This window comes from Azospirillum formosense (genome assembly GCF_040500525.1).
Taxonomy (GTDB): Bacteria; Pseudomonadota; Alphaproteobacteria; order Azospirillales; family Azospirillaceae; genus Azospirillum; species Azospirillum formosense_A.
Genome location: NZ_CP159402.1, coordinates 2,599,304 through 2,621,822, shown reverse-complemented (window position 1 = coordinate 2,621,822; position 22,519 = coordinate 2,599,304). Strand labels below are relative to the sequence as shown.

23 protein-coding genes are annotated in these 22,519 nt (G+C 69.8%); 13 read left to right on the top strand and 10 right to left on the bottom strand.

All coding sequences use genetic code 11. The annotated features are described in order from the left end of the window. Nucleotides 1-5: 5 nt before the first annotated feature. Nucleotides 6-461 (bottom strand): cyclic nucleotide-binding domain-containing protein, encoded by a 456-nt coding sequence (locus ABVN73_RS12510; RefSeq protein ID WP_353858265.1) that lies wholly within the window; start codon nucleotides 459-461, stop codon nucleotides 6-8. A 28-nt stretch (nucleotides 462-489) separates the two neighbouring features. Beyond that, entirely contained in the window at nucleotides 490-3,129 is a 2,640-nt protein-coding gene (locus ABVN73_RS12505; protein WP_353858264.1) for an ABC transporter ATP-binding protein, read from the bottom strand. A 193-nt stretch (nucleotides 3,130-3,322) separates the two neighbouring features. On the opposite strand from ABVN73_RS12505, the gene ABVN73_RS12500 reads away from it, so the two are divergent. The 5 genes from ABVN73_RS12500 to ABVN73_RS12480 are packed head-to-tail and all read left to right on the top strand — an operon-like array spanning nucleotide 3,323 to nucleotide 8,684. After that, entirely contained in the window at nucleotides 3,323-4,555 is a 1,233-nt protein-coding gene (locus ABVN73_RS12500) for a hypothetical protein (protein WP_353858263.1), read from the top strand. Further along, complete coding sequence (locus tag ABVN73_RS12495) at nucleotides 4,552-5,826, top strand: glycosyltransferase family 4 protein (RefSeq protein WP_353858262.1); 1,275 nt, start codon at nucleotides 4,552-4,554, stop codon at nucleotides 5,824-5,826. Before ABVN73_RS12500 ends, ABVN73_RS12495 begins: the two co-directional genes overlap by 4 nt. A 41-nt stretch (nucleotides 5,827-5,867) precedes the next feature. Further along, nucleotides 5,868-6,848 carry a sensor domain-containing diguanylate cyclase gene (locus ABVN73_RS12490; protein WP_353858261.1) on the top strand — a complete coding sequence of 327 codons (981 nt, stop codon included), beginning with the start codon at nucleotides 5,868-5,870 and terminating at the stop codon, nucleotides 6,846-6,848. A 31-nt stretch (nucleotides 6,849-6,879) separates the two neighbouring features. Further along, on the top strand, nucleotides 6,880-8,100 hold the full coding sequence (locus tag ABVN73_RS12485; protein WP_353858260.1) for a glycosyltransferase family 4 protein: 1,221 nt from the start codon (nucleotides 6,880-6,882) through the stop codon (nucleotides 8,098-8,100). Next, nucleotides 8,097-8,684, top strand: a complete 588-nt coding sequence (locus tag ABVN73_RS12480) for a histidine phosphatase family protein (protein ID WP_353858259.1) — start codon at nucleotides 8,097-8,099, stop codon at nucleotides 8,682-8,684. The genes ABVN73_RS12485 and ABVN73_RS12480 overlap by 4 nt, the downstream gene beginning before the upstream one ends. A gap of 4 nt (nucleotides 8,685-8,688) precedes the next feature. Here ABVN73_RS12480 and xth read toward each other — a convergent pair whose 3' ends face one another. Both xth and ABVN73_RS12470 read right to left on the bottom strand, forming a co-directional pair. Beyond that, a complete protein-coding gene (gene xth, locus ABVN73_RS12475) occupies nucleotides 8,689-9,483 on the bottom strand; it encodes an exodeoxyribonuclease III (protein WP_353858258.1) in 795 nt (264 codons plus the stop codon). A 25-nt stretch (nucleotides 9,484-9,508) separates the two neighbouring features. Further along, complete coding sequence (locus ABVN73_RS12470) at nucleotides 9,509-10,192, bottom strand: fumarylacetoacetate hydrolase family protein (RefSeq protein ID WP_137139546.1); 684 nt, start codon at nucleotides 10,190-10,192, stop codon at nucleotides 9,509-9,511. A 397-nt stretch (nucleotides 10,193-10,589) separates the two neighbouring features. Here ABVN73_RS12470 and ABVN73_RS12465 point away from each other — a divergent pair, with 397 nt between their 5' ends. After that, the gene (locus tag ABVN73_RS12465; protein ID WP_014238979.1) at nucleotides 10,590-11,084 is read left to right on the top strand and encodes a MarR family transcriptional regulator; all 495 of its coding nucleotides are present in this window, start codon (nucleotides 10,590-10,592) and stop codon (nucleotides 11,082-11,084) included. Between the two features lie 88 nt (nucleotides 11,085-11,172). On the opposite strand, the gene ABVN73_RS12460 is transcribed toward ABVN73_RS12465, so the two are convergent. Next, the gene (locus tag ABVN73_RS12460; protein WP_353858257.1) at nucleotides 11,173-11,934 is read right to left on the bottom strand and encodes a gamma-glutamyl-gamma-aminobutyrate hydrolase family protein; all 762 of its coding nucleotides are present in this window, start codon (nucleotides 11,932-11,934) and stop codon (nucleotides 11,173-11,175) included. A gap of 211 nt (nucleotides 11,935-12,145) precedes the next feature. Between ABVN73_RS12460 and speD the strand changes: the two genes are divergently transcribed. Both speD and speE read left to right on the top strand, forming a co-directional pair. Further along, nucleotides 12,146-12,655, top strand: coding sequence for an adenosylmethionine decarboxylase (speD, locus tag ABVN73_RS12455; protein ID WP_353858256.1), 510 nt, complete (start codon nucleotides 12,146-12,148; stop codon nucleotides 12,653-12,655). Further along, the gene (gene speE, locus ABVN73_RS12450) at nucleotides 12,652-13,512 is read left to right on the top strand and encodes a polyamine aminopropyltransferase (protein ID WP_353858255.1); all 861 of its coding nucleotides are present in this window, start codon (nucleotides 12,652-12,654) and stop codon (nucleotides 13,510-13,512) included. The genes speD and speE overlap by 4 nt, the downstream gene beginning before the upstream one ends. Nucleotides 13,513-13,680: 168 nt before the next feature. Here speE and ABVN73_RS12445 read toward each other — a convergent pair whose 3' ends face one another. The 3 genes from ABVN73_RS12445 to ABVN73_RS12435 form a co-directional block, all read right to left on the bottom strand. Next, on the bottom strand, nucleotides 13,681-15,198 hold the full coding sequence (locus tag ABVN73_RS12445) for an alpha/beta hydrolase (RefSeq protein ID WP_353858254.1): 1,518 nt from the start codon (nucleotides 15,196-15,198) through the stop codon (nucleotides 13,681-13,683). A 172-nt stretch (nucleotides 15,199-15,370) separates the two neighbouring features. Beyond that, nucleotides 15,371-16,576, bottom strand: a complete 1,206-nt coding sequence (opgC, locus tag ABVN73_RS12440) for an OpgC domain-containing protein (protein ID WP_353858253.1) — start codon at nucleotides 16,574-16,576, stop codon at nucleotides 15,371-15,373. A 213-nt stretch (nucleotides 16,577-16,789) separates the two neighbouring features. Next, nucleotides 16,790-17,542, bottom strand: coding sequence for an SDR family oxidoreductase (locus tag ABVN73_RS12435; RefSeq protein ID WP_353858252.1), 753 nt, complete (start codon nucleotides 17,540-17,542; stop codon nucleotides 16,790-16,792). Nucleotides 17,543-17,690: 148 nt separating this feature from the next. Between ABVN73_RS12435 and ABVN73_RS12430 the strand changes: the two genes are divergently transcribed. After that, nucleotides 17,691-18,368 (top strand): TetR/AcrR family transcriptional regulator, encoded by a 678-nt coding sequence (locus tag ABVN73_RS12430; protein ID WP_353858251.1) that lies wholly within the window; start codon nucleotides 17,691-17,693, stop codon nucleotides 18,366-18,368. 79 nt (nucleotides 18,369-18,447) lie between these two features. Here the strand turns inward: ABVN73_RS12430 and catB are convergent, their stop codons facing one another. Then, entirely contained in the window at nucleotides 18,448-19,083 is a 636-nt protein-coding gene (catB, locus tag ABVN73_RS12425) for a type B chloramphenicol O-acetyltransferase (protein ID WP_353858250.1), read from the bottom strand. A 306-nt stretch (nucleotides 19,084-19,389) separates the two neighbouring features. Between catB and ABVN73_RS12420 the strand changes: the two genes are divergently transcribed. The 4 genes from ABVN73_RS12420 (at nucleotide 19,390) to ABVN73_RS12405 (ending at nucleotide 21,740) form a co-directional block, all read left to right on the top strand. Further along, a complete protein-coding gene (locus ABVN73_RS12420; RefSeq protein ID WP_137139539.1) occupies nucleotides 19,390-19,590 on the top strand; it encodes a hypothetical protein in 201 nt (66 codons plus the stop codon). 394 nt (nucleotides 19,591-19,984) lie between these two features. Further along, a complete protein-coding gene (locus ABVN73_RS12415) occupies nucleotides 19,985-20,386 on the top strand; it encodes a MarR family transcriptional regulator (RefSeq protein ID WP_353858249.1) in 402 nt (133 codons plus the stop codon). Nucleotides 20,387-20,483: 97 nt separating this feature from the next. Next, a complete protein-coding gene (locus ABVN73_RS12410; protein ID WP_353858248.1) occupies nucleotides 20,484-20,963 on the top strand; it encodes a YchJ family metal-binding protein in 480 nt (159 codons plus the stop codon). Between the two features lie 15 nt (nucleotides 20,964-20,978). Beyond that, a complete protein-coding gene (locus ABVN73_RS12405) occupies nucleotides 20,979-21,740 on the top strand; it encodes a YkgJ family cysteine cluster protein (RefSeq protein WP_353858247.1) in 762 nt (253 codons plus the stop codon). Between the two features lie 137 nt (nucleotides 21,741-21,877). On the opposite strand, the gene ABVN73_RS12400 is transcribed toward ABVN73_RS12405, so the two are convergent. After that, complete coding sequence (locus tag ABVN73_RS12400) at nucleotides 21,878-22,495, bottom strand: pyrrolidone-carboxylate peptidase (RefSeq protein WP_353858246.1); 618 nt, start codon at nucleotides 22,493-22,495, stop codon at nucleotides 21,878-21,880. Nucleotides 22,496-22,519 lie beyond the last annotated feature (24 nt).

Genomic DNA, 22,519 nt, shown 5'->3' with positions numbered 1-22,519 from the left:
GCGCGTCAGGTCGCCTGGGCGGCCAGGACCTCGCGCAGGCGCACGGTCGTCTGCTCCAGGCGGTGGGCGAGCGAGCGCATGATCTCCAGCCCCATCTGCGGGAAGTCGGCGATCATCTGAAGGAAATGGTCCTTCGGCACGCACAGCGCCTCCAGGTCGGTGCTGGCGCGCACGGTGGCGGTGCGCGGCACGTCGCACAGGATGGCGATCTCGCCGACGATCTCGTTGGACCCCAGCGTCGCGACGGCCAGCGGCCCGCCGGGACCGGTGATGATCACCTCGGCCTCCCCGCGCAGCAGGATGTAGGCGCAGGTTCCCATCTCGTCCTGCTCGAACAGGATGTCCCCCGACCGGAAGCTCAACCGCTCGCTGGTGAAGGCGAGAAGCTTGAGCTTGGAAGTGTCGATGTTGGCGAACAGGGGAATCCTGCGCAGGCAATTGACTTCTTCGGCGATGCTCATGCCGTCCGCCTCCTCAACGCCGCCGGCTTTATTCGGCGGCTATCAATTCATGCAACAACGTGCCGGGCCTGTTCAACTCGTCGAAGCGGCCATGCTCGGCGATTCGACCGTCCTTCATCACAATGACTCGCTCGAACGCCCGTGCCAAGCCGGCACGCTGCAGAACCCACACAAGACCACATCCCTTGCGTTCCCCGAGGATCGCGGAATGCACCTTGCTCTGGCTGCTGGTGTCCAGGCCGCTGGTCGCCTCGCTCAGCACCAGCAGGTCGGGGCGCTTCAGCAGGGCGCGGGCCAGCGCCGCCTTCTGGCGCTGCGCGGCGGACAGGCGCGACCCCGCCACCCCCACCGGGTGGTCCAGCCCGACCTCCACGATGGTGTCGCGCAGGTGAAGCTGGTCGACCAGTTCCGCCACGATGCGGCCCACCTTGGATTGCACCTGCGCCTGCCCGTAGACCATCTTCCCGAACAGGATGTTGTCCTGGATGCTGGCCGCCGCGTTGTAGGCCTCCGGGTCGAAGAAGGCGACGGCGTGCTTCAGGTCGGCCGGCAGGTCGCTGGCGAAGAGGTGGCGCGCCTCCAGCAGCTTCCTCTCCAGGTCCGGGGTCATCAGGCCCAGACGATGGCGGGCGCCGATCAGCTTGAAGGGCAGGGTCATCAGCCGCGTCCGCTCCTCGGGCCGCAACGCCCCCAGCCCCTCCTTCGCGGTGCGCGCCAGGATGGCCTGGTACTCCGGCAGCTCGGCGAAGCCGATGAAGGAAAAGCGTTCGAAGAACTCGTGGCCGGGCGGCAGGCCGGCGAACAGCTCGACCATGGTCTCCGCCACCTTGTGGCCGGTCTCCAGGATGGTGTCCGTCAGCCCCACCTTGTCCAGCACACGCAGCATATAGGGATTGGAAGCCAGCGCGTCAGTCTGGAAAATCGGCCCGACCGGCGTTCCGAACAGCAGATTTTCCGCCAGCGTGGCGTTCGCGGCGTAGCGGTCGGGGTCGAAGCGCTCGACCAGCCGCCCCAGCTCCGGGTTGTTCAGCATCATGGCGCGCATGGCTTCCCGCGCCTCCATCACGCGGGCGGCCACCTCGGGGCGCTGCTCCGGATCGACGGTGCGGTTGAGGCCCATGCCGTACACGTCGTCCTGGAGCGACACCATCGTCACCACGCGCAGGATGCGGGCCTTCAGGTCCTCCGGCCCGTCGCAGCCGGCGGCGGCGTAGTCGATCCAGTCGGCGTGCACGTCCTCGGTGGCGTTGCCGGACAGCACCGACTCGGTCATCCGGCTCTTGCGCCGCTCCGCCGCCTCCTCGCTTTCGCCGTTCTCGCGCAGCGGCCGGTGGCGCAGCCCGTAGACGAGGTTGTCGTAGAGCGAGGCCGAGAACAGGTAGGGGGTGGCTCCGACATAGGCGGCGCGGCGCCCGGTCACGCTCTCCGGCAGTTCCGCATAATCATGCTCGCCCAGCCGGATCTGCCCCGACGAGGGCAGCAGCACGCGCGCGGCGAGCTGCGCCAGCTCGTCCCGCCCGGAGCCGACGCCGATCAGCGCGGTGTGGGAGTCCAGCGGGATGTCGCAGGTCACCCCTTCCAGGATGGGCGTGCCGCCATCCTCGCCGAACCCGACGTTGTGGAAGGACAGGCTGCCCTTGAACGGGACGTCCTCCTCCTCGCGCAGCAGGCGTTCGGCCAGCAGGTCGGGGACGTGGAACTGCTCCACCACCTGCTCGTACTTGATCCGGTTGTCCTCCTTCTGCTGGTACCAGTCGAGGAGTTCCTTCCAAGGGGCGGCCAGGTCCTTGTAGGCGGCCAGAACCGCGACCAGCGCGCCGAAGGACAGCTGGCCGTGGATCACCAGGTAACCGCCGATCGAGTAGAAGAAGAAGGGGGTGAGCTGGTTTATGAAATTGTTCAGGAATTTGACAAAAAACTTCCTTTGGTAAATCTCGAAACGGATTCGGTACACGTCGCCCAGGCGGTGGCTGAGGTCGGCGAGGTGCCAGGACGCCGTGTTGTGGGTGTGGACCTCCTGGATGCCGGACACCGTCTCGCCGATGCGGTCGGCAATCTGGCGCATGGCACGTACGCGCTGTTTGCCGAGTTGATTGACCTTGCGCTGAAGCCGTGGAATGAGCCAGCCTTGAAACGGGTACAGCGACACCGCCGCTGCCCCCAGCACCGGGTCCTGGACGAAGATGAAGGCGATGTAGACCAGCAGGGTGCCGCCCTGGAAGACCGGGATGGCGATGGCGTCCCCGATGAAGCCACCCAGAGGTTCCACCTCCGCCGTGATCATGGGGATGATCTCCCCGGACGACATCTTGCGGAAGCGGGGCAGGGGGAAGCGCAGGACGCGGACATACAGCTCGTACCGCAGGCGGCGCAGCATCCGCTCGCCCAGCCGGCCCTTGTAGGTGTTTATGACATACTTGAATGCGCCGTTGACCAGCACCAAAGTCAGGAACAGTCCGCATAGGACGAACAGGTAAGTCACCTGATCGAGATGGAATCCGAGGAAGGACTCAGGCAGCTTCTTTCCGGCAATCGCCTCGTTGACGATCCGCTTCGGAAGGTCGAGCGAGGCGTAGAGGAAGGGGAAGGACGCCAGAGTCATCAGGGTCAGCACGATCTGCTGACGGACGCTGTGCCGAAGGATGAATCGGAAAATGCTGGATTCCATAGCGCCATTCTACGCAAGGGGACGCCGGTGCCGGGAGCAGGCAGACACCTTACCCCCTCTGCCGCTTGGCCGCTGAGGATATGGTGAGCCCGCGAGCGGCCCGCCGCCTTCCCGGCGGCGGCACGACGCACCCCCGTTCATCGGCCAAGCCGCGGCCGGACACAAGAGGCCAATCGGGAGAGGTAGGAAGTCTATGAGCGAACGTCCGACCTCGGGCCGCGTGCTCATCTACAGCCATGACACGTTCGGCCTCGGCCATCTCCGCCGCTGCCGGGCCATCGCGCATGCGCTGGTGGAGCGCTACAGCAACCTGTCCGTGCTGATCCTGTCCGGCTCGCCGATCGTCGGCAGCTTCGACTTCCGCACGCGGGTGGACTTCGTGCGCATCCCCGGCGTCATCAAGCTGCGCAACGGCGAATACACGGCGCTGAACCTGCATCTGGACATCGACGAGATCCTGTCCATGCGGGCCTCGCTGATCCGCCACACCGCGGAGGTCTACCAGCCCGACCTGTTCATCGTGGACAAGGAGCCGCTCGGCCTGCGCGGCGAGGTGCGGGAGACGCTGGAGCTTCTGAAGGGCCGCGGCGTGCCGCTGGTGCTCGGCCTGCGCGACGTGATGGACGAGCCGGCCCTGCTCGCCCCGGAGTGGGAGCGCAAGAAGGTCCTGCCGGCGCTGGAAAACCTCTACGACGAAATCTGGGCCTACGGCCTGCCGCAGATCTGCGACCCGCTGGAGGGGATCGAGGTCCCGCAGTCGGTGCGCGACAAGATGGTCTACACCGGCTATCTGCACCGCACCGTGCCCCCGGCGCTGCCGCACGGCCCCGGCCTGCCGGACGAGCCCTACATCCTGGTCACCCCCGGCGGCGGCGGCGACGGCGAGGCGCTGGTCGACTGGGTGCTGCGCGCCTACGAGAGCGATCCCGGCATCCCCTACCGCGCGGTGCTGGTGTTCGGCCCCTTCATGCAGCCGGACCTCCAGGCGGAGTTCCTGGCCCGGGCGGACGCCCTGCCCAACGTCGAGGCTACCGCCTTCGAGGCGCGGATCGAGCGGCTGATGCAGGGGGCGGTCGGGGTGGTCGCCATGGGCGGCTACAACACCTTCTGCGAGATCCTGTCCTTCGACAAGAAGACGCTGATCGTCCCGCGCGAGGTGCCGCGGCGCGAGCAGACCATCCGCGCCGCCCGCGCGCAGGAGCTGGGGCTGGTCTCGGTCCTGATGGACGACGGGGTGCGCGACGCCGCGGCGATGGCGGCGGCGCTGCGCCGGCTGCCCTGGCAGGCGCCGCCCTCCTCGGTCGTGGTGCCGGGACTGCTCGGCGGGCTGGAGAGCGTCAACCGCCTGTCGGCCCGCTACCTTCCGGCGCTTTCCTCCGCACCCTGCGCTCCGGAGCACAAGATGGCCGCCGGGGACGCCGCGTGACCGTCGCCGTCATCGTCAAGGGCTGGCCCCGCCTGTCGGAGACCTTCATCGCGCAGGAGATCCTGGGGCTGGAGCGGCGGGGGTTGCGTCAACTGATCGTCAGCCTGCGTCAACCGACCGACAAGGCGGTGCACGAGCTGAACCGCCGCGTCGCCGCCCCGGTGACCTACCTGCCCGAATATCTGCACGACGCTCCCGGCCGCGTGCTGCGCGCGCTCGCCGCGGCGCGGCGCCGCCCCGGCTGGGCGGCGGCGCGGGCCGCCTGGCTGGCCGACCTGCGGCGCGACCCCGGCCGCAACCGCGTGCGCCGCTTCGGCCAGGCCTGCGTGCTGGCGGCGGAGCTGCCGGCGGACGTCACCTGGCTGCACACCCATTTCCTGCACACCCCGGCCAGCGTCGCCCGCTACACAGCGCTGCTGACCGGCCTGCCCTGGAGCTTTTCCGCCCACGCCAAGGACATCTGGACCTCGCCCGACTGGGAGCTGCGGGACAAGCTGGCCGAGGCGCGCTGGGGGGTGACCTGCACCGCGCTCGGCCTCGCCCGCCTGCGCGAACTGGCGCCGCGGCCGGAGCGGGTGGAGCTGCTCTACCACGGGCTGGACTTCAGCCGCTTTCCCGCTCCGCCGGACGCGCGCCCGGCGCGCGACGGCGCCGACCCGGCCGACCCGGTGCGGCTGCTGTCGGTCGGACGGGCGGTGGAGAAGAAGGGCTTCGACCTGCTGCTCGACGCGCTGGCCCGCCTGCCCGCCGGGCTGCACTGGCGCTGGACCCACATCGGCGGCGGCGACCGGCTGCCCGCGCTGAAGGCGCAGGCGGCGGCGCTGGGTCTGGACGGGCGGATCGAGTGGCTGGGGGCGAAGGCCCAGGACGCGGTGATCGCCCAGTACCGCCGCGCCGACCTGTTTGTCCTGCCCTGCCGCACCGCGCGCGACGGCGACCGCGACGGCCTGCCCAACGTGCTGATGGAGGCGCAGAGCCAGGGGCTGTCCTGCCTGTCCACCCGCGCCGCCGCGGTCGCCGAACTGATCGAGGATGGGGTCACCGGCACGCTGGTCGAACCGGAGGACCCGGGGGCGCTGGCCGGCGCGCTCGAGTCGCTGCTCCGTGATCCGGCCCGCCGCTCGGCGCTGGCCGTGGCGGGAGCCGCGCGGGTGCGCGGCGACTTCGGCAGCGACGCGGGCATCGACCGGCTGCACGATCGTTTCACAATCAAAAATAGCAGTTCCGCTCTTCCACCCTTCGGAGGATGCTGTGCATTGCACGGCGGCTGACAACGGGATAGAGTGCGGCTTTGCTCCACCCTTGCGACGTCATGTCGAGTCTGTACGCCTCTTCCGAACCGGACACCCTTTCCTTTATCGACTTCGACGACGACAGGGACGCCGTGGCGACCAGCCACGAGTTGTCGCTGACGCGCAGCAAGCTGGGCGACATGCTCGACCTGCTGCCCGCCGGTCTGCTGATCCATCAGGAAATGGGCATCGTCTTCGCCAACCAGGAGGCCGCGCGCATCCTGGGCCAGAGCGGCGACGCCCTGGTCGGGCGCCATTTCCTGGACTTCGTCGAGGAATCGGGCATCGACGACCAGCGGGACGCCTTCCTGCGCTGCCTGCGCAAGCGCGAGCTGGTGCGGTCGCAGGACGGGGTGATGGTGTCCACCGACGGGGAGCGGACCTGCGTCCAGGTCAGCATGTCGCCCCTGCCGTGGGACGGGCTGCCGGTCATCTACGTCCTGATCAACGACGTGACGGCGCTGAAGGAGTCGGAGGAGCGGCTGCGCCGGCTTTCGATCACCGACCCGCTGACCGGCGTGTCCAACCGCCGCCACTTCGTCGAGGCGGCGGAGCAGGAGCTGGCCCGCGCCCGCCGCCATGGCCGGCCGGTCACGCTGCTGATGCTCGACCTCGACCATTTCAAGAGCATCAACGACACCCACGGCCACGCCGTCGGGGACGAGGCGCTGCGCGCCTTCACCGCCGCCTGCCGCGCCCTGTTGCGGGAGAACGACCTGCTCGGCCGCACCGGCGGCGAGGAGTTCGCCATCCTGCTGCCGGAGACCGACGTCGCCGGGGCGCGCATGGTGGCGGAGCGCATCCGGCGCCGCACGGCGGAGCTGGCGGTGCCGTCGGGGGACGAAGCGGTGCGCTTCACCGTGTCGATCGGCGTCGCCTGCTGCGCGGCGGGAACGCGCGGCGTGGATGCCATGCTGTCCAGCGCGGACGAGGCGCTGTACCGCGCCAAGGCCGCCGGACGGAACCGGGTCGTCTGCGCGCTGGAACCGACCCCGTTCTGAGCCCTCCTGTCCTCACCATGCCGGGGCCGCGATGCGCATCGCCTTCTACGCCCCGCTGAAATCCCCGACCCATCCGGTGCCCTCGGGCGACCGGCGCATGGCCCGGCTTTTGATGGCCGCCCTGGAGGGGGCCGGGCACGCGGTGACCCTGGCCTGCACCTTGCGCAGCTGGGACGACGGGCGCCGTCCGGGCCGGGCGGAGCGCCTGGCGGCGCTGGGGGCGCGCTGCGCCGACCGCCTGACGGCGCGCTGGCGGGACGACCCGCCGGACCTCTGGTTCACCTACCACCTGTACCACAAGGCGCCGGACTGGATCGGCCCGGCGGTCTGCCGCCGTTTCGACATCCCCTATGTGGTGGCGGAGGCGTCCTTCGCGGGGAAGCGGGCCACCGGCCCCTTCGCCGCCGGCCACCGCGCCGCCGAGGCGGCGATCCGGCAGGCGGCGGCCGTCGTCAACCTCGCCGGCCACGACGCCGAAGGGGTGCTGCCGCTGCTGCGGTCGCCGGACCGGCTGGTGCGGCTGCGGCCCTTCCTCGACACGCGCCCCTTTGCGGACGCCGCCGCGGAGCGCACCCGGCACCGGGCGGCGCTGGCGGAGCGTTACGGCCTGAACCCGGATGTTCCCTGGCTGCTGGCGGTCGGCATGATGCGCGGCGGCGACAAGGAACGTTCCTACGAAATCCTGGCCGAAGCTCTCTTTCCCTGCGAAGCCCTTTCTCCTTCCCCTGCGGAGCGGGGGAGGGCCAGGGTGGGGGCAAGCGGTCCGCATCTGCTGATCGCCGGCGACGGCCCCGCCCGTCCCCGGATCGAGGCGCTGTTCAGGGGTGGCGCACCTGCCCCCACCCCGACCCTCCCCCGCTGGGCGGGGGAGGGAGTGTTGATCCTTGGTCAGCAAGGCTCTTCCGACCTCGCCGCCCTCTACGCCGCCGCCGACCTGATGGTCTGGCCGGCGGTGAACGAGGCCTACGGCATGGCCTTGCTGGAGGCCCAGGCCGCCGGGCTGCCGGTCGTGGCGGGGCGGACCGGGGGCGTTCCGGACGTCGTGCGCGACGGGGTGACCGGGCTGCTGCCGCCGGTGGGCGACGCGGAAGCCTTCGGCACCGCCGTTCGGGCGCTGCTCGACGACCCGGGGAAACGCCGCCGCTTCGGCGAGGCCGCGCGCCGCATCGCCGCGGCGGAGCATGATCTGAGCAACGCGGTCGAGGTTCTGGACGGGGTGGTCCGGCGCGCCGCGCGGAAAGGGAGCTTATGACCGACCTGATCATCCTGCGCCACGGGCCGACCGCCTGGAACGCCGCGCACCGTCTCCAGGGCGGCATCGACGAGCCGCTGTCCGACGAGGGCCGCGCCCGAGTCGCGACCTGGAAACTGCCGCCGGACGTTCTGGGCTACCGCTGGGTCGCCAGCCCGAAGCGGCGGGCGTGGGAGACGGCGCGGCTGCTCGGCCTCGACCCGGCGCCGGAACCGCGTCTGGTGGAGATGGGCTGGGGCGAGTGGGAAGGCCGCCTGCTGGAGGAGTTGCGGTCGAGCGGCGCCCTCACCGCCGACCGCGAGCGGATGGGGCTCGACTTCCGGGCGCCGGACGGGGAAAGCCCGCGCGACGTGCAGACGCGGCTGATCCCCTGGCTGGCCGAGGTCGGTTCCGGGGGCGTGCCGACCGGGGCGGTGGCCCACAACGGGGTGATGCGGGCGCTGTACGCGCTGGCCACCGGCTGGGACATGGTGGGCAAGCCCGCCCACCGCCTGGCCGACGGCTGCGCCCACCGCTTCCGGATCGCGGAGGACGGGACGCCGTCGGTCGTGGCGATGAACGTGCCGCTGGTCGCGGAGGGTTAGGCCCTCACACGGCGAGATCGACCATCACCGGAACATGATCGGACGGCTTCGGCTCCCAGCCGCGGGCTTCGCGCAGGACGCGGTGGCCGGTGAGCGCGTCCTTCAGCGGCGGCGTGACCCAGATGTGGTCCAGGCGCCGGCCGCGGTCGGAGGCCGCCCAGTCCTTCGCGCGGTAGCTCCACCAGGTGTAGAGCTTTTCCGTGGGCGGAACGAAATGGCGCAGCGCGTCCACCCAGCCGATGGACGCCTGCATCGCCGTCAGCTTCGCCACCTCCACCGGGGTGTGGGAGACGATCTTCAGAAGCTCCTTGTGGCTCCAGACGTCGTTCTCCAGCGGCGCGATGTTCAGGTCGCCGACCATGACCATGCGGCGTTCCGGGCTGCGCCGGGTCGTCCACCACTCGGTCATTTCATCCACGAACTGAAGCTTGTGGGCGAACTTGTCGTTCTGTTCCGGGTCCGGAATGTCCCCGCCCGCCGGGATGTAGACGCTGTGCAGCTCGATCCCGCCGGGCAGTTCGGCGAAGACGTGGCGGCAGTCCTGCTTGCCGCACCAGTGCTGCACGTCGCGCGACGCGAAGGGCAGCTTCGACAGGATGGCGACGCCGTTGTAGCTCTTCATCCCGTGGATGTGGGCGTGGACATAGCCCTTCTCGGCCAGCGGAGCCATCGGGAAGTCGGGGTCGACGACCTTGGTCTCCTGCAGGCAGATGACGTCCGGCTGCGCCTCGTCGATGAGGCGCAGCAGCAGGTCCATCCGCATGCGGACGGAGTTGATGTTCCAGGTGGCGATGCGCATCGTCCAGTGATCCGTATTGCCGAGGTCAGGCGATGGTGACGGCGATGCTGCCGACGCCCTCGACCGCGCCTTCCAGCCGGTCGCCGGCGACCACCGGGCCGACGCCCTCCGGCGTGCCGGTGTAGATCAGGTCGCCCGGCTGAAGCTCGACCAGACCCGACAGGTAGGAAATCGTTTCGGACACCGACCAGATCAGGTCGGCCAGATCGCCCTTCTGGCGCAGCTCGCCGTTGACCGACAGCGTCACCGAGCCCTTGTCCGGGTGGCCGATGTCGGCGGCGCGGCGCAGCGTGCCGCAGGGGGCGGACTGGTCGAAGCCCTTGCCCATGTCCCAGGGCTTGCCTTCCTTCTTCGCCGCGTTCTGCAGGTCGCGGCGGGTCATGTCCAGCCCCACGCCATAGCCGTAGACATGGTCCAGCGCGCGCTCCACCGGGATGTCGCGCCCGCCGGTGCCGATGGCCACGACCAGCTCGATCTCATGGTGCAGGTTGGCGGTCCGGGGCGGGTAGGGGATGGCGGTGCCGTCGGCGACGATGGCGTCGGCCGGCTTCATGAAGAAGAACGGCGGCTCGCGGTCCGGATCGGCGCCCATCTCGCGCGCGTGGGCGGCGTAGTTGCGGCCGACGCAGTAGATGCGGCGGACCGGGAACGGATCGCCGCCGGCGACCGGAACGGTGGGCTGGGGCCACAGGGGAATGGCGTAGGCCATGGCGCGCCTTTCTTTCGGGGGGGTGCGGTTCGGGCAACCACCCTACCGGAAAGAGCACCAGAAAAAAGCCCCAGCCGTTGGGCCGGGGCTTTGGCGCGAAGACGCCCGGTCTGGGGGGGACCGGGCGTCGGAAGCTCCGTGTTCGGAACCCGTCTGCGGCAGGGGAATGAACCGTTGGCGGGCAACCGCGCCGGCATGCCTGTTTCCGGGGGGTCCGGGGTCAGGAGCGCGATCACTTCATAGGGCTAGAGGTGGAGCCGCTTCCGGGCGGAACCAATGCGTAGCAGGAATGGGTGCTATGCATATGATGCGGATTGTGTGGTTCTTGCTGACAAAATCGGCACCTGCCTGCATTTTACACGACCAATAGACTAGTCAATAAACGACGGCTTTCACGTTGACCGACATCGACCGCCCCACCCCCTCGGACCGGCGCACCCGCCAGCGTCCGAGCAAGACCGGAAAGATGGCCCTCGGCCCTCTGCCGGAGCTCGTCGGCTACAATCTGCGCAAGGCGCAGGTGGCTGTGTTCCAGAGCTTCCAGAACGCCGTGGCGCCCCACGACATGACGCCGGGGCAATTCGGCGTCCTGATCATGATCAAGGAGAACGAGGGCTTGTCGCAGTCCGACCTGGGCTCGGCGGTGGGCATCGACCGTTCGACCATGGTCGCGGTCATCGACCGGCTCGAGTCGCGCGGCCTGGTTATCCGGGCGCCCTCGCCCAACGACCGCCGCTCCTACGCGCTCCGCCTGTCCCCGGAAGGCGAGAAGCTGCTGGACGAGTTGATTCCGCGCATCCAGGCCCATGACAAGGCCATGGTGAAGGATCTCTCGGCCGAGGAGCAGGCGCAGCTCATCGACTTCCTCCGCCGCATCTCGCGGGCCGGCTGACGCCGTTGGGCTGAGGGCGGCGTGCCCAATTCCTGGGCACGCGGCACCCGCCAATTGTTGACGTAATCTATTGTCCTGAAACCATCTTTCAGGAAAGGCGCCGCCGCGCCCGGTCGGCGGCGGCGCTTCCGAAGGCGCGCAGGATCGCCGCCGACAGCGGGTTCTCCCAGAACCGCCATTCCGGGTGCCACTGCACCGCCAGCGCGAAGGCCGGCGCCCCCGCCACCCGCACCGCCTCGACCAGCCCGTCCTCGGCCATCGCCTCCACGATCAGCCCGTCGGCCAGCCGGTCGATCCCCTGCCCGTGCAGGGAGTTGACGGTCGCCGCGGCCTCGCCGCCGGCCAGCCTTTCCAGCACGCCGCCGGGGGTCAGCCGCACGCGGTGCGACGGCCCGTACTGCACGGCCAGCGGCGCCTCCTTGTCCTCCCGGTGGTTGGAATAGCCCGGCACCTCGTGCACCCGCTGGTGCAGCGTGCCGCCCAGCGCCACGTTCAGTTCCTGGAAGCCGCGGCAGATGCCCAGCAGCGGCACGCCCATCTCCAGCGCGGCGCGGATCAGCGGCAGGGTGGTGTCGTCGCGCTCGGGGTCGTGCAGGGTGCCCGGCTCGCTGGGCGAGCCGCCGTAGCGGTGCGGCTCGACGTTCGACGGGCTTCCGGTGACCAGCAGTCCGTCGAGCCGGCCGGCCACGTCGTCCATGTCCAGCGCCGTTCCCAGCGCCGGGATCAGCAGCGGCATGCCGCCGGCCCCGTCCGACACCGCGCGCACATACTTGTCGCCGACGACGTGGAAGGGATGCTCGCCCATCATGCGGGCGCAGGCGGGAACGCCGATCAGCGGCTTGCGGTTCATGGTGGGGAGGACCTCCAGACAGGATTTCGGACCGCTCCGGAAGGCGGCGGACGGGCGATTATGCGCCGCCGCCGCAAGACGCGCCAGAGCGCCGCGATCAAACACAAAGGGGATGCCGGGACAGAATTGTGTTGATTCGCATGCGAATTTGTCCCATATGCCCCCCTCCTCCGCGCCACTTGCGCGGAACATCTGCTGATGGGGGAGAACGATGGCGAAGACCGCTTCTCTCTTCCAATTGGGGATGGACTTGGGAAGCGATCCAAGGAAAGCCCAAACGGAAGGTCAAATCTCCAGCCGGACCAACGTCACTTCTGGTCCCTGGAAGGAATCTCAAGACGACCGCAAGGACCATTTCATCGTCCGCGATGGCAAGGTCTGCGCCGGCACGCACCTGATCGTCGATCTGTGGGGTGCCGAACGTCTGGACGAGCTGGACCATGTCCGTTCCACGCTGATCGAGTCCGTCGAGGTGGCGGGGGCGACGCTCCTGCACATCCACCTGCACCATTTCACGCCGAACGGCGGCATTTCCGGCGTGGCGGTGCTCGCCGAGTCGCACATCAGCATCCACACCTGGCCGGAGCGTGGCTACGCCGCGCTCGACATCTTCATGTGCGGCGACGCCCAGCCCATGAAGGCCATCCCGGTGCTGGAGCGCGCCTTCAAGCCCACGGGCGTGAAGTGCGACGAGCTGCTGCGCGGCGAAACCGGGTCATGAGCGGCTCCGGCTCCGGCTGGTACGATGAGACGTTGCATAAGGACGTGGCCCAGCGCCTGCGCATGGGCCGCGTCCTGCACCGCGACCGCACCGGCCTCCAGGACCTGGTGATCTTCGAGAACCCGGCGCTGGGCCGCGTGATGGCGCTCGACGGCGTCGTCCAGACCACCGAGGGCGACGAGTTCGTCTATCACGAGATGCTCACCCATGTGCCGATCCTGGCGCATGGGCGTGTCCGCCGCGTGCTGATCGTCGGCGGCGGCGACGGCGGCATGCTGCGCCGCTGCCTGGAGCACAAGGCGGTGGAGCGGGTGACGATGGTGGAGATCGACCGCTCGGTGGTCGACCTGTCCATCGCCCATCTGCCGTCGATCAGCGCCGGCGCCTTCGACGACCCGCGCACGGATCTGGTGATCGCCGACGGCTGCGCCTTCGTAAAGGAGACGGCGGAGCGGTTCGACGTCATCATCGTCGATTCCACCGATCCCCACGGGCCGGGCGCCGTCCTCTTCACCGAGGCGTTCTACGCCGATTGCAAGGCCCGGCTGACCCCCGGCGGCGTGCTGGTCACCCAGAACGGCGTGCCCTTCCTCCAGCCGGGCGAGCTGACGGACAGCCACCGGCGGCTCGGCCGGCTGTTCGCGGACGCGAGCTTCTTCGTGGCGCCGGTGCCGAGCTACTACGGCGGCTTCATGGCCTTCGGCTGGGCCACCGACGACGCGGCGCTGCGCCGCCAGACGGCGGAGGCGATCCGCCCGCGCTTCGCGGCGGCGGGGCTGGCCACACGCTACTACACGCCCGACATCCACGTCGCCAGCTTCGCCCTGCCGGCCTTCATGCTGGACGCGCTGACGTAGGGCTTATACCAAATCCCGCTGATCGTAACCGATCATCGGGCCTCAATCGCCGGCGCCGCCCCCTTGCTTTGGATGGGCCGCCAGCTTGGCTCCGCGGGCATGTGCCCGCGCGGCGGCAGTCGCCGCCGATACCATGTCCCGATGGGTTGGTCTCATCGGGACACGGTATTACGGCGGCTGGAACCCCGGCGGCTTGGCCGCCGCCGGGCAGGCGTTGGCGGGCAGGGTTTCCGAATCCACGAACTGGGCGGCGACGGCGACGGCGCAGTCGTCCGACGCCGTGACCAGATGGCCGGCGCTGCGGAAGACCAGATGCCGGCTTTTCGGCAGGGTCGTCGCGGCGCGCTCCGCCCATTCCGGCGGGGTCAGCGGGTCGTAGGCGCCGGACAGCAGAAGCACCGGCACCGGGCTGGCCACCGGCAGCCGTTCCGACGCCTCCTGCGCGGCGGCGGGCCATTGGGCGCAGACGCGTCGGCCGGGGTCGTCGGCGGTGACGGCGCCGTAGGGGGCGAAGCGGCGCGCGGCGTCGGCCAGCCGCAGCGGGTCGGCGGGGTTCACCGTCTCCCGGCATTCGATGGAAAAGGCCATGCCCTCCGCCGAGTCGGGGTCGCCCAGCCAGGGGGCGGGCACCCAGTCGGACAGGCGGTCGTACCGCCCGCGCCACGCCCGTTCGATCAGGGCGGGCAGGCGGGGCACGCTCTCGCCCTCGGCCATGGCTTCCAGCAGGGCCGAGAGGGCGGCGGCGCTGTCCAGCCGCGCCCAGCGCGGGATCTCCGGATCGCCCACCGGCACGTCCACCGGAGCCCGGCGCAGCCGCTCCACCAGCTCCAGAAGATGGCGCTCCAGGTCCGGATAGGCGGCGCGGCACACGCGGTTGGCCGCGCAGTCGTCGAACAGCCGCCGGAAGGCCCGGTGCACCAGCCAGGGCGCCTCCTCCGTCGCGTTGACGTCGGGCGGGTAGATGGAATCGAGCACCGCCGTGCGCACCCGCCCGCCGTGGCGCCGCAGGATCTCCAGCGCCACCCGCGTGCCGTAGGACACGGCGAACAGGTTGACCCGCTGCGCGCCCAGCGCCGCGGCGACGTCCATGGCGTCGTCGGCGGCGATGGGGGTGGTGAACATGGCGCCGTCCAGCCCGGCGGCGGTGAAGCGGTCGCGGCAGGCGGCGATGGCCGTGCGCTCCAGCGCGGCGCGGCGGTCCCGCGACACCGGGCGCAGGCGCGGCGAGGCGCCCAGCACGTCCAACTCCGGGCAGTCGGTGTCCGGCTCGGCCCGTCCGGCGCCGCGCGGGTCGAACAGCACGACGTGGCGCGACCGGCGGAAGCCGGCGGTCAGCGACCACCACACCTCCATCCGCTCCTCCACCGCCTCGCCGCTGCCGAAGGGAGAGGCGCCGGGGCCGCCCTCCAGGAACAGGACGGGGTCGGGGGAGGGCTGCTTGGCGGTGGAGAGCAGGACGACGACGGGCAGGCGGAAGGCCCGCGCCGCCGGCCGGTCCCGCCGGTCGGGCACGCCGACGATTCCGCACAGCGCGGCCTCGCCCTCCGGCACGGAGAACCAGCAGGGGCCGGGCACGAATCGGGGATCGGCCTGGGCCGGCGCCGGGGCCAGCGAGGGCGCCAGCGCCACCGTCAGCAGGGCGGCGGCCAGGGTTCCGAACCACCGATGATGGGCGCGTCTCGTCACGCGGGTCGATCGTCCTCAGCAGCGAAAGGGCGGGCGGGGATCGGCCGGCCGACGGCCATTCCACCGGTCCCACCCCTTTTGATGCTTTCTCTTTGACCCAGCGGGGCGGGCTTGTCCAGGACAAGACGGGTTCCGCCCGTCCGGGCCCCTGTCCGTGCAGGCCTGGGCGCGTTCAGCCCCGGGACGGGCCCATCCGGACGGCGCCCCGCTCCGCCGGCTTGGCGCGGCTCCGCTCCCGCCACAGGGCGGGGACGGCGAGGCTGGCGACGCTGGCGAGCAGCAGGAGCGCCTTGGTGAGCTGGTTGAAGGGGCCGCCGAACAGGTCGATCAGCAGGATCGCGTAGGCGACCAGCACGTGGAACAGGTAGACCTGCAGCGAGTGCCGCCCCAGCAGCCGGAGGAAGGGCAGGTTGAACAGCGCGGTGAGCAGCCGGGCGGTGCCGGCGGCCACCGGGTGGGACGACCGAGGCCCGGCGATGAGCAGCCAGGACACCGCATAGGCCAGCGCCGCGAAATTCGCGAGGTAGACGAGGCTGAACTCGGTGCGGTCGACGTAGCGCAGGAAACGCTCGCCGACGATCGGGCTGACCAGATCATGGACGAAGGACAGGTGCCAAGCCGCGCAGACCACCACGGTCGCCAGCGCCGGGACCAGCCAGGGCGGCCGCTCGACCGGGAACCAGCGGTCGGTGTCGAAGCGGCCCCGCTGCACCGCGCTGCCGATCAGCAGACCGGCGACGTAGAGCACCTGCCAGGCGAGCGGGTTGAACGGTCCGCGCACCGCCAGCCCGTCGCTGAGCCGCCCCAGCCCGGCGTCGAGCGCGCTCAGCACCGGCACATGCAGGCCCATCTGCACGGCGGCCCACAGGGCGGCGCTGCCCAGCGCGACCTTGCGGGCGTGGCCGTCGAGGATCAGGCGGAGCAGCAGCGGCGTCGCCGCGAGGTAGAGGATGTATTGGATCAGCAGATCCGTGAAGGTCGGCGAATGCAGCAGGAGGGCGCTCGCCAGCAGCGTGCCGGGCTCCAGTCCGGCCAGATGGCCGAGGAAGCCGCCCAGCGGTTCGCGCGCTCCGGGAATCAGCACCACCAGGGCGGTGACCAGCGCGATCACCAGCATGGTCGAGACGTACAGCTCGCGGGCGCGGGCGAACAGGCGCCGCCGGGCCGCCTCGGGCGAGCGCTGGGTCCAGACGCGGGTGTAGTACATCCCGGCGACGATGCCCGACAGCAGCACGAAGCCCTGGGCGTCCTGCACATAGCCCAGTTCGGCGTGGTTGACCTTGGCGAGCAGCACGCCGCCGGCCAGCACCACGTGGTTCACCATCATGAAGACGAGGAAATAACCCCGCAGCCCGTCGAGAGTCGCGGAGCGGCTCATCGGGCGGCGCTCCGCGGCAGCGGCCGGGTTGCGGGCGAATCGGCCGTTGTCATCGGTGCGTGCCGCATCTGTGGCGTCTCCATCGCTGGCGTCGGTGTTGGTGTCGGCGCTCCTCGGGTCGCCCCATATTCGTCGTTAACGGATCGTTAATCCTTGGCCGATGCCGTTCGGGGAGCCTTTCCGAACAAAGGCTTCCCCGAACCGGTTCCGGATTCAGGCGTTCAGGCCGCCGTCCACCGTCAGGGTGGCCCCGGAGATCTGCCGCGCCGCCGGGCTGGCCAGGAAGGCCACGGCCGCCGCCACGTCCTCCGGCTTGCCGTAGCGGCCGAGCGGCGTCTGCGAGCGCAGGATTTCGGCATGATCGCCGTTCGCGGGATTCATGTCGGTGTCGGTCGCCCCCGGCTGGACCAGATTGACCGTGATGTCGCGCGGGCCGAGTTCGCGGGCGAGGCCGTGCGTCAGGGCGATCTGCGCCGACTTGGTCATAGAATAGACGGTGACGCCCGGGGCGGTGATGCGGTCGGCGAGGCACGACCCGATGAACACGATGCGCCCACCCTTCTTCAGATGAGGGATGGCCGCCTGCGCCACGAGGACCGCGGCGCGCACGTTGACGTCCAGAAGCGCGTCGATGTCGGCGAGGCTCATCTCCGCGACCGTGCCCTGGCGGGCGATGCCGGCGTTGTTGACCAGGATGTCGAGGCCGCCGAGCGCCTCCACCGTCCGGCCGACCAGGGCCGCCATGGCCGCCGGATCGGCGCTGTCGGCCTGGATGGCGACGGCGCGCCGGCCCTTTGCCTCGACCGCCCGGACCACCTCGGCGGCGCGCCCGGCCGACCGCTCGTAGGAGATCGCCACATCCGCGCCCTTGTCGGCGAGCGCCAAGGCGATGGCGGCGCCGATGCCCCGCGAACCGCCCGTCACCAGGGCGCGCTTGCCAACCAACTCACCAATCGGCTCACCCATGATCCGTCCTTTCTGTGTCGTTCGATACAAAAATAGCTAGAGCCGTTCGGCGCGTCGGTCAACATTTTTTGTATTGATCGACACAGAAATGGCAGGTGGCCGCCCGAGGCCATTGCCCCCACGCGGCGGCGGGATTAAATAGTGATCGATGCAGAAATCACGACCAACCCCGCCGGCCGACGACAGGACATCGGCACCGCCGCCCGCCCGCGGGCGCGGACGGCCGCGCGCGTTCGACCGCGAGGCCGCCCTGGCCCAGGCGACCCGCCTGTTCTGGAGCAAGGGCTACGAGGCGACCTCCATCGCCGACCTGACGGAGGCCATGGGGATCGGCTCGCCCAGCCTCTACGCCGCCTTCGGCTCGAAGGAGGCGCTCTACGTCGAGGCGGTGAACCACTACCGCAAAAGCTACGAGGGGCTGGTCTGGGGGCGCTTCTTCGCCGCCGGGACCGCCCGCGAGGCGGTCATGGCGCTGCTGATGGACTCGGCTTCGGCGCTCACCGGCTGCCGTGGCGACATCCCGCGCGGCTGCATGGTGACGCTCTCCGCGGTCGGCAGCGAGGGGCACGCCGAGCTGGGCGAGGTGGTGCGGTCGGCGCGCGCCTCGGCGGTCGACATCCTGACGGAGCGTCTGAGGCGGGCCGTGGCCGAAGGCGAGATCCCGGCTTCGGTCGATCTCCACGCGCTCGCCCGTTTTGTGCAGACGGTGCAGGCCGGCATGTCGATCCTCGCCCGCGACGGCGCGGAGCGCGCCGAACTGGAGGCCGTGGCCGAGGTCGCGATGCAGGGCTGGGACGCGCGCGTCGGCGGCCGCCCATCCCCTTGAGCGTTCCGGACGCGTCCGGTGGCGCTCACGGGGGGCGGCTTCGCCTGCCAATGAACAGGCGAAGCCGACAAGGTTGCCGTCAGGTGGCTTTGATCACGTCCTGCCAGTGACGGTGCAGAAGCGCGACGTCGCCGCTGGTCAGGATCGGCATGGCGCCCCGCAACTGGTCATCGGACCAATCCCACCACCTCATCGCGAGCAGCAACGCGATGAGATCGTCGTCGAAGCGCTTCCGGATCACCCGGGCGGGGTTGCCGCCCACGATCGCGTAGGGCTCGACGTCCCGCGTCACCAGCGCCCTCGTGCCGATCACGGCGCCGTCGCCGATGGTGACGCCGGGCATGACGATGGCCTCCGAACCGATCCAGACGTCGTTGCCGATCACCGTGTCGCCGGCCGGCCGATAGCCGTTGCGGGCGCCGGCGAATTCCGGAACCTCGGGCATCCAGAAGAAGGGAAAGGTGCTGATCCAGTCGTTCCGGTGGCCTTGGTTGCCGGCCATGATGAAGGCTGCGCCGGACCCGATCGAGCAGAAGCTGCCGATCACCAACCGGTCGACGCCCTCGTCCGGAAGAAGAAACCGGGCGCAGTCGTCGAAGCTGTGGCCATGGTAATAGCCGGAATAATAGCTGTATCGGCCAACGACGATGTTCGGGTTGGTGACCTGCTTTTCCAGCGGAATGCCCTTGAACGGGCTTTCGAAGACGTTTTCCATCAATCCACTCTCGGCCTGTGAGCCGCCGATGCGGCGGCTTCCGGCCTGCGCGCGGGCGCAGGCAGACACCGCGGGCTCCCCTTCCGGGGGGCGCGCGTTCAGGCTCTGCGCGTCGAACGCGTCAGAGCACGATGCCGGTGGTACTTGGGGTCGCCTTCATGACGGAACTCCATAGCGTGGAAAAAGCGGATCGCCAAGGGCGAAGGCGGAGCAGCCCAACCGCTTGGCCCGGCGGGCGGGAAATCAGGCTTGACGGAAATCATCCGATAGCGGATTAATTGCTCCTCTGCACCAAGGAGAGGAGTCATGCAGACCTTGTGGAACGCCCTGCTGCGGCAGTGGCTGGACCGCGACGGCGACGACGCCGGCGTGGAGACGCTGAGCGCCCATCTGCGGCGCGACATCGGGCTGGACGGAACCGAAGCGGGCTATGTTCCGGCCCAACACATCCGGGAGCGGAACCTTTCGGATGCCCGGTCATTTTTGACGTTGCAAGCGTATCGCTGACGGGCGATACCCGATCCTGCGGTTTCCCTTCGGGCCCGCGCCTTCCTTCAACCCCTGCCTTCCTTCAACCCACGGAGACCACGATGAAAGCCATCGTACCCACCACCCCGAATCGCCGACAGGGCGATTGGTCCGCCCATACCACCCGGCGAGCTAACGGCTCCCTTCTTCAACCCAGCGCATTGGAACGCGAATTCCGGATATCGAGAGGAAGCCATGTGTGTCTTTTTGGGGTTTTGCGGTCGTTCGGTCTTCGTTGAGCACGCCCACTGGGCCTCTCCGGATCGTTTTTTCGACGCCCGGCGGGATAACGGGGAATTCGTGATATGGCTTGGACGCCTGAACATCATCTACACACCGGCCCGATGGGGTCCTCGCTCGGGGAGGGTCGCTGATGCCGGCCCATATTCGCCCTGACGTGGTTCGCCCTGACGAGGTGACCACCGTCGTCCATGTGCTCGAGGCGTTTCGCAAGCTCGATCCCGACCTGCCGATCCAGTACGCGCTGTCCTTCATGACGATCGCGCAGAACGAAGGGATGTCCATCGGCGAGCTTGCGGAACGCCTGGGCATCGCCCAATCCTCCGCGTCGCGCAACGTCGCGGCCCTCAGCCGCTGGCACAGCTTCGGGAAGGCCGGGCTCGACCTCGTCCAGGCCCAGGAAGACCCGCGCGAACGCCGCCGCAAGATCGTCACGCTCACCGACTCCGGCCGCGCCTTCCTCGAGGAGTTGCGCGCCATCGTGAAGCCGACCGTCCACAGCCCGTCCGAACCGCGCCGCGCCCGTTCGGCCTGAGTCCACCTGTCCGTCCGTTGAGTTTGGTCCGCAGCGCTTGACCGGGGTGGCCCATCCTGCCACACCAGCCCCGGACCCACCGACGGACCCGCGCGCCATGACCTCCTCCGCCTGCCCCTGCTGTTCGGGCCTTTCCTTCGAGACCTGCTGCGGCCCGATCCTGGCCGGCGCGCCCGCCGCGACGGCCGAGGCGCTGATGCGGTCGCGCTACACCGCCTTCGTGCGCCACGACCTCGACCATGTGGAGCGCACCCACGCGCCGGAGATCCGCGAGGACTTCAACCGCGCCGAGGCGGAGCGGGTGGCCGAGGAGTGCGACTGGCAGCGGCTCGACGTGCTGCGCGCGACGGAGGAGGGCGACGAGGGCACCGTCGAGTTCCTGATCCAGTTCCGCCGCGACGGCCAGGACATGCGCCACCACGAGCGCGCGTCCTTCCGCCGTATGGACGGCCAGTGGCTCTACAGCGCCGGCGAGGTGAACCCGAAGGGCGAGCCGCGCCGGGTCGTCAAGGTGGGCCGCAACGAGCCCTGCCCCTGCGGGTCGGGGAAGAAGTTCAAGGCCTGCTGCGGCCGCTGAGGGCGGACCCGGACCATGGAACCGCGCTTCGCCTGCACCGCCTGCGGAAAATGCTGCCACGGGCTGCTGCCGCTGACGCTCACGGACGCGGTGGCCCACGCCGTCCGCTTCCCGCTGGCCCTGGTCTGGACGGTGGTGCGGTCGAACGCCAAATCCTACGACCTCGCCACCCGGCTGGGCACCACCGTGCGCCTGCCCAACCGCAAGACCGTGGCGGTGCTGATCCAGCCCACCGCCTACCTGCCGAACCACTTTCCCTGCCCGGCGCTCCAGCCCGACAACCTCTGCGGCATCCACGCCGACAAGCCGTCGCGCTGCCGGACCATGCCCTTCTACCCCTACCGCGAGGAGAAGGATCAGGCCGACCTGCTGGTCCCGCGCAAGGGCTGGGAGTGCGACGTCTCGGCGGAGGCGCCGGTCGTCTACCGCAACCACGCCATCCTCGACCGCAAGGACTTCGACCGCGAGCGCGCCGACCTGCTGGAGCAGGCGCCGGTCATGCGAACCTACGCCGACTATGTGCTGAAATACATGCCCTGGATCGTCAACGATCTGGCGAAGATGGCGGCGGCCCCGGCGGGGGGAAAGCTGGTCACCAGCCTGTCCTCCTTCCTGACGGCGACGCGGCGGACCGACGCGCGGGAACTGGCGGCGGCCCAGGCGCCGCTGATGCGGGCGATGGCCGAGCGCACCCGGACCGATCCGGCGCTGGCCGATTTCCACAAGAACTACGCGGGCTGGGCGAAGGAGATGGAGCGGCTGGCGCAGCGGGGGTGATGGGGTGTGCGCTCCGTCGGCAGACAACAGGGTCTTCACGGATTTCGCGGATTTGAACACGGATTTCACAAAATCCCTTTATCCGGCCCATCCGTGCCTGAATCCGCGAAATCCGTGAAAAATCAGTACCTTTTCAATCAGGCGGCGATCCCCAGCCCCTGGCGCAGCAGCCCGACCAGCACGCGCACCGCCCGTTCCTGCTGGTCCAGCGTCAGGCCGGAGCGGCCCGGCTGGTCGGCGACCTGCTCCGGCAGCGGCGGCAGGTGGACGAAGCCCATGGGAATGTCGAGGTCCGCCGTCTCGATCGCGTGGCGGGCGCGGTAGAACAGGTGGTTGCAGACGAAGCCGCCAGCATGGTCGCTGAAGGTCACCGGCAGGCCGGCGATGGCCAACTCGCGGACCAGAGTGGGGACGGGCAGGGTGGAGCCGTAGGCGGTCGGCCCGTCCGGCTCGATGGCGTCGTCGGTGCGCACCACCCCGGCGTTGTCGGCCTGCTCGCTCTCGTCGCGGTTCCAGGCCAGCCGCTCGATCTTGATGTATTCGGACCCGGCGGCCAGCCCGAAGCACAGGGCGGCGGCGGGCCGGTGCTCCTCCAGCAGCGCGGCGAAGGCCGCGCCGCAGGCGTCGTATTCGACGGGAAGGACCGCGGTGACGATCCCCGGCTCGCCGGCCAGCCGCTCCATGAGGAGCGCCGTCGGGTTGACGGCGTGATCCCCGAAGGGCTGGAACCCGGTGAGCAGGATGGGAGCCGTCACGGCGGACGCCTTTCGGTCGGGATG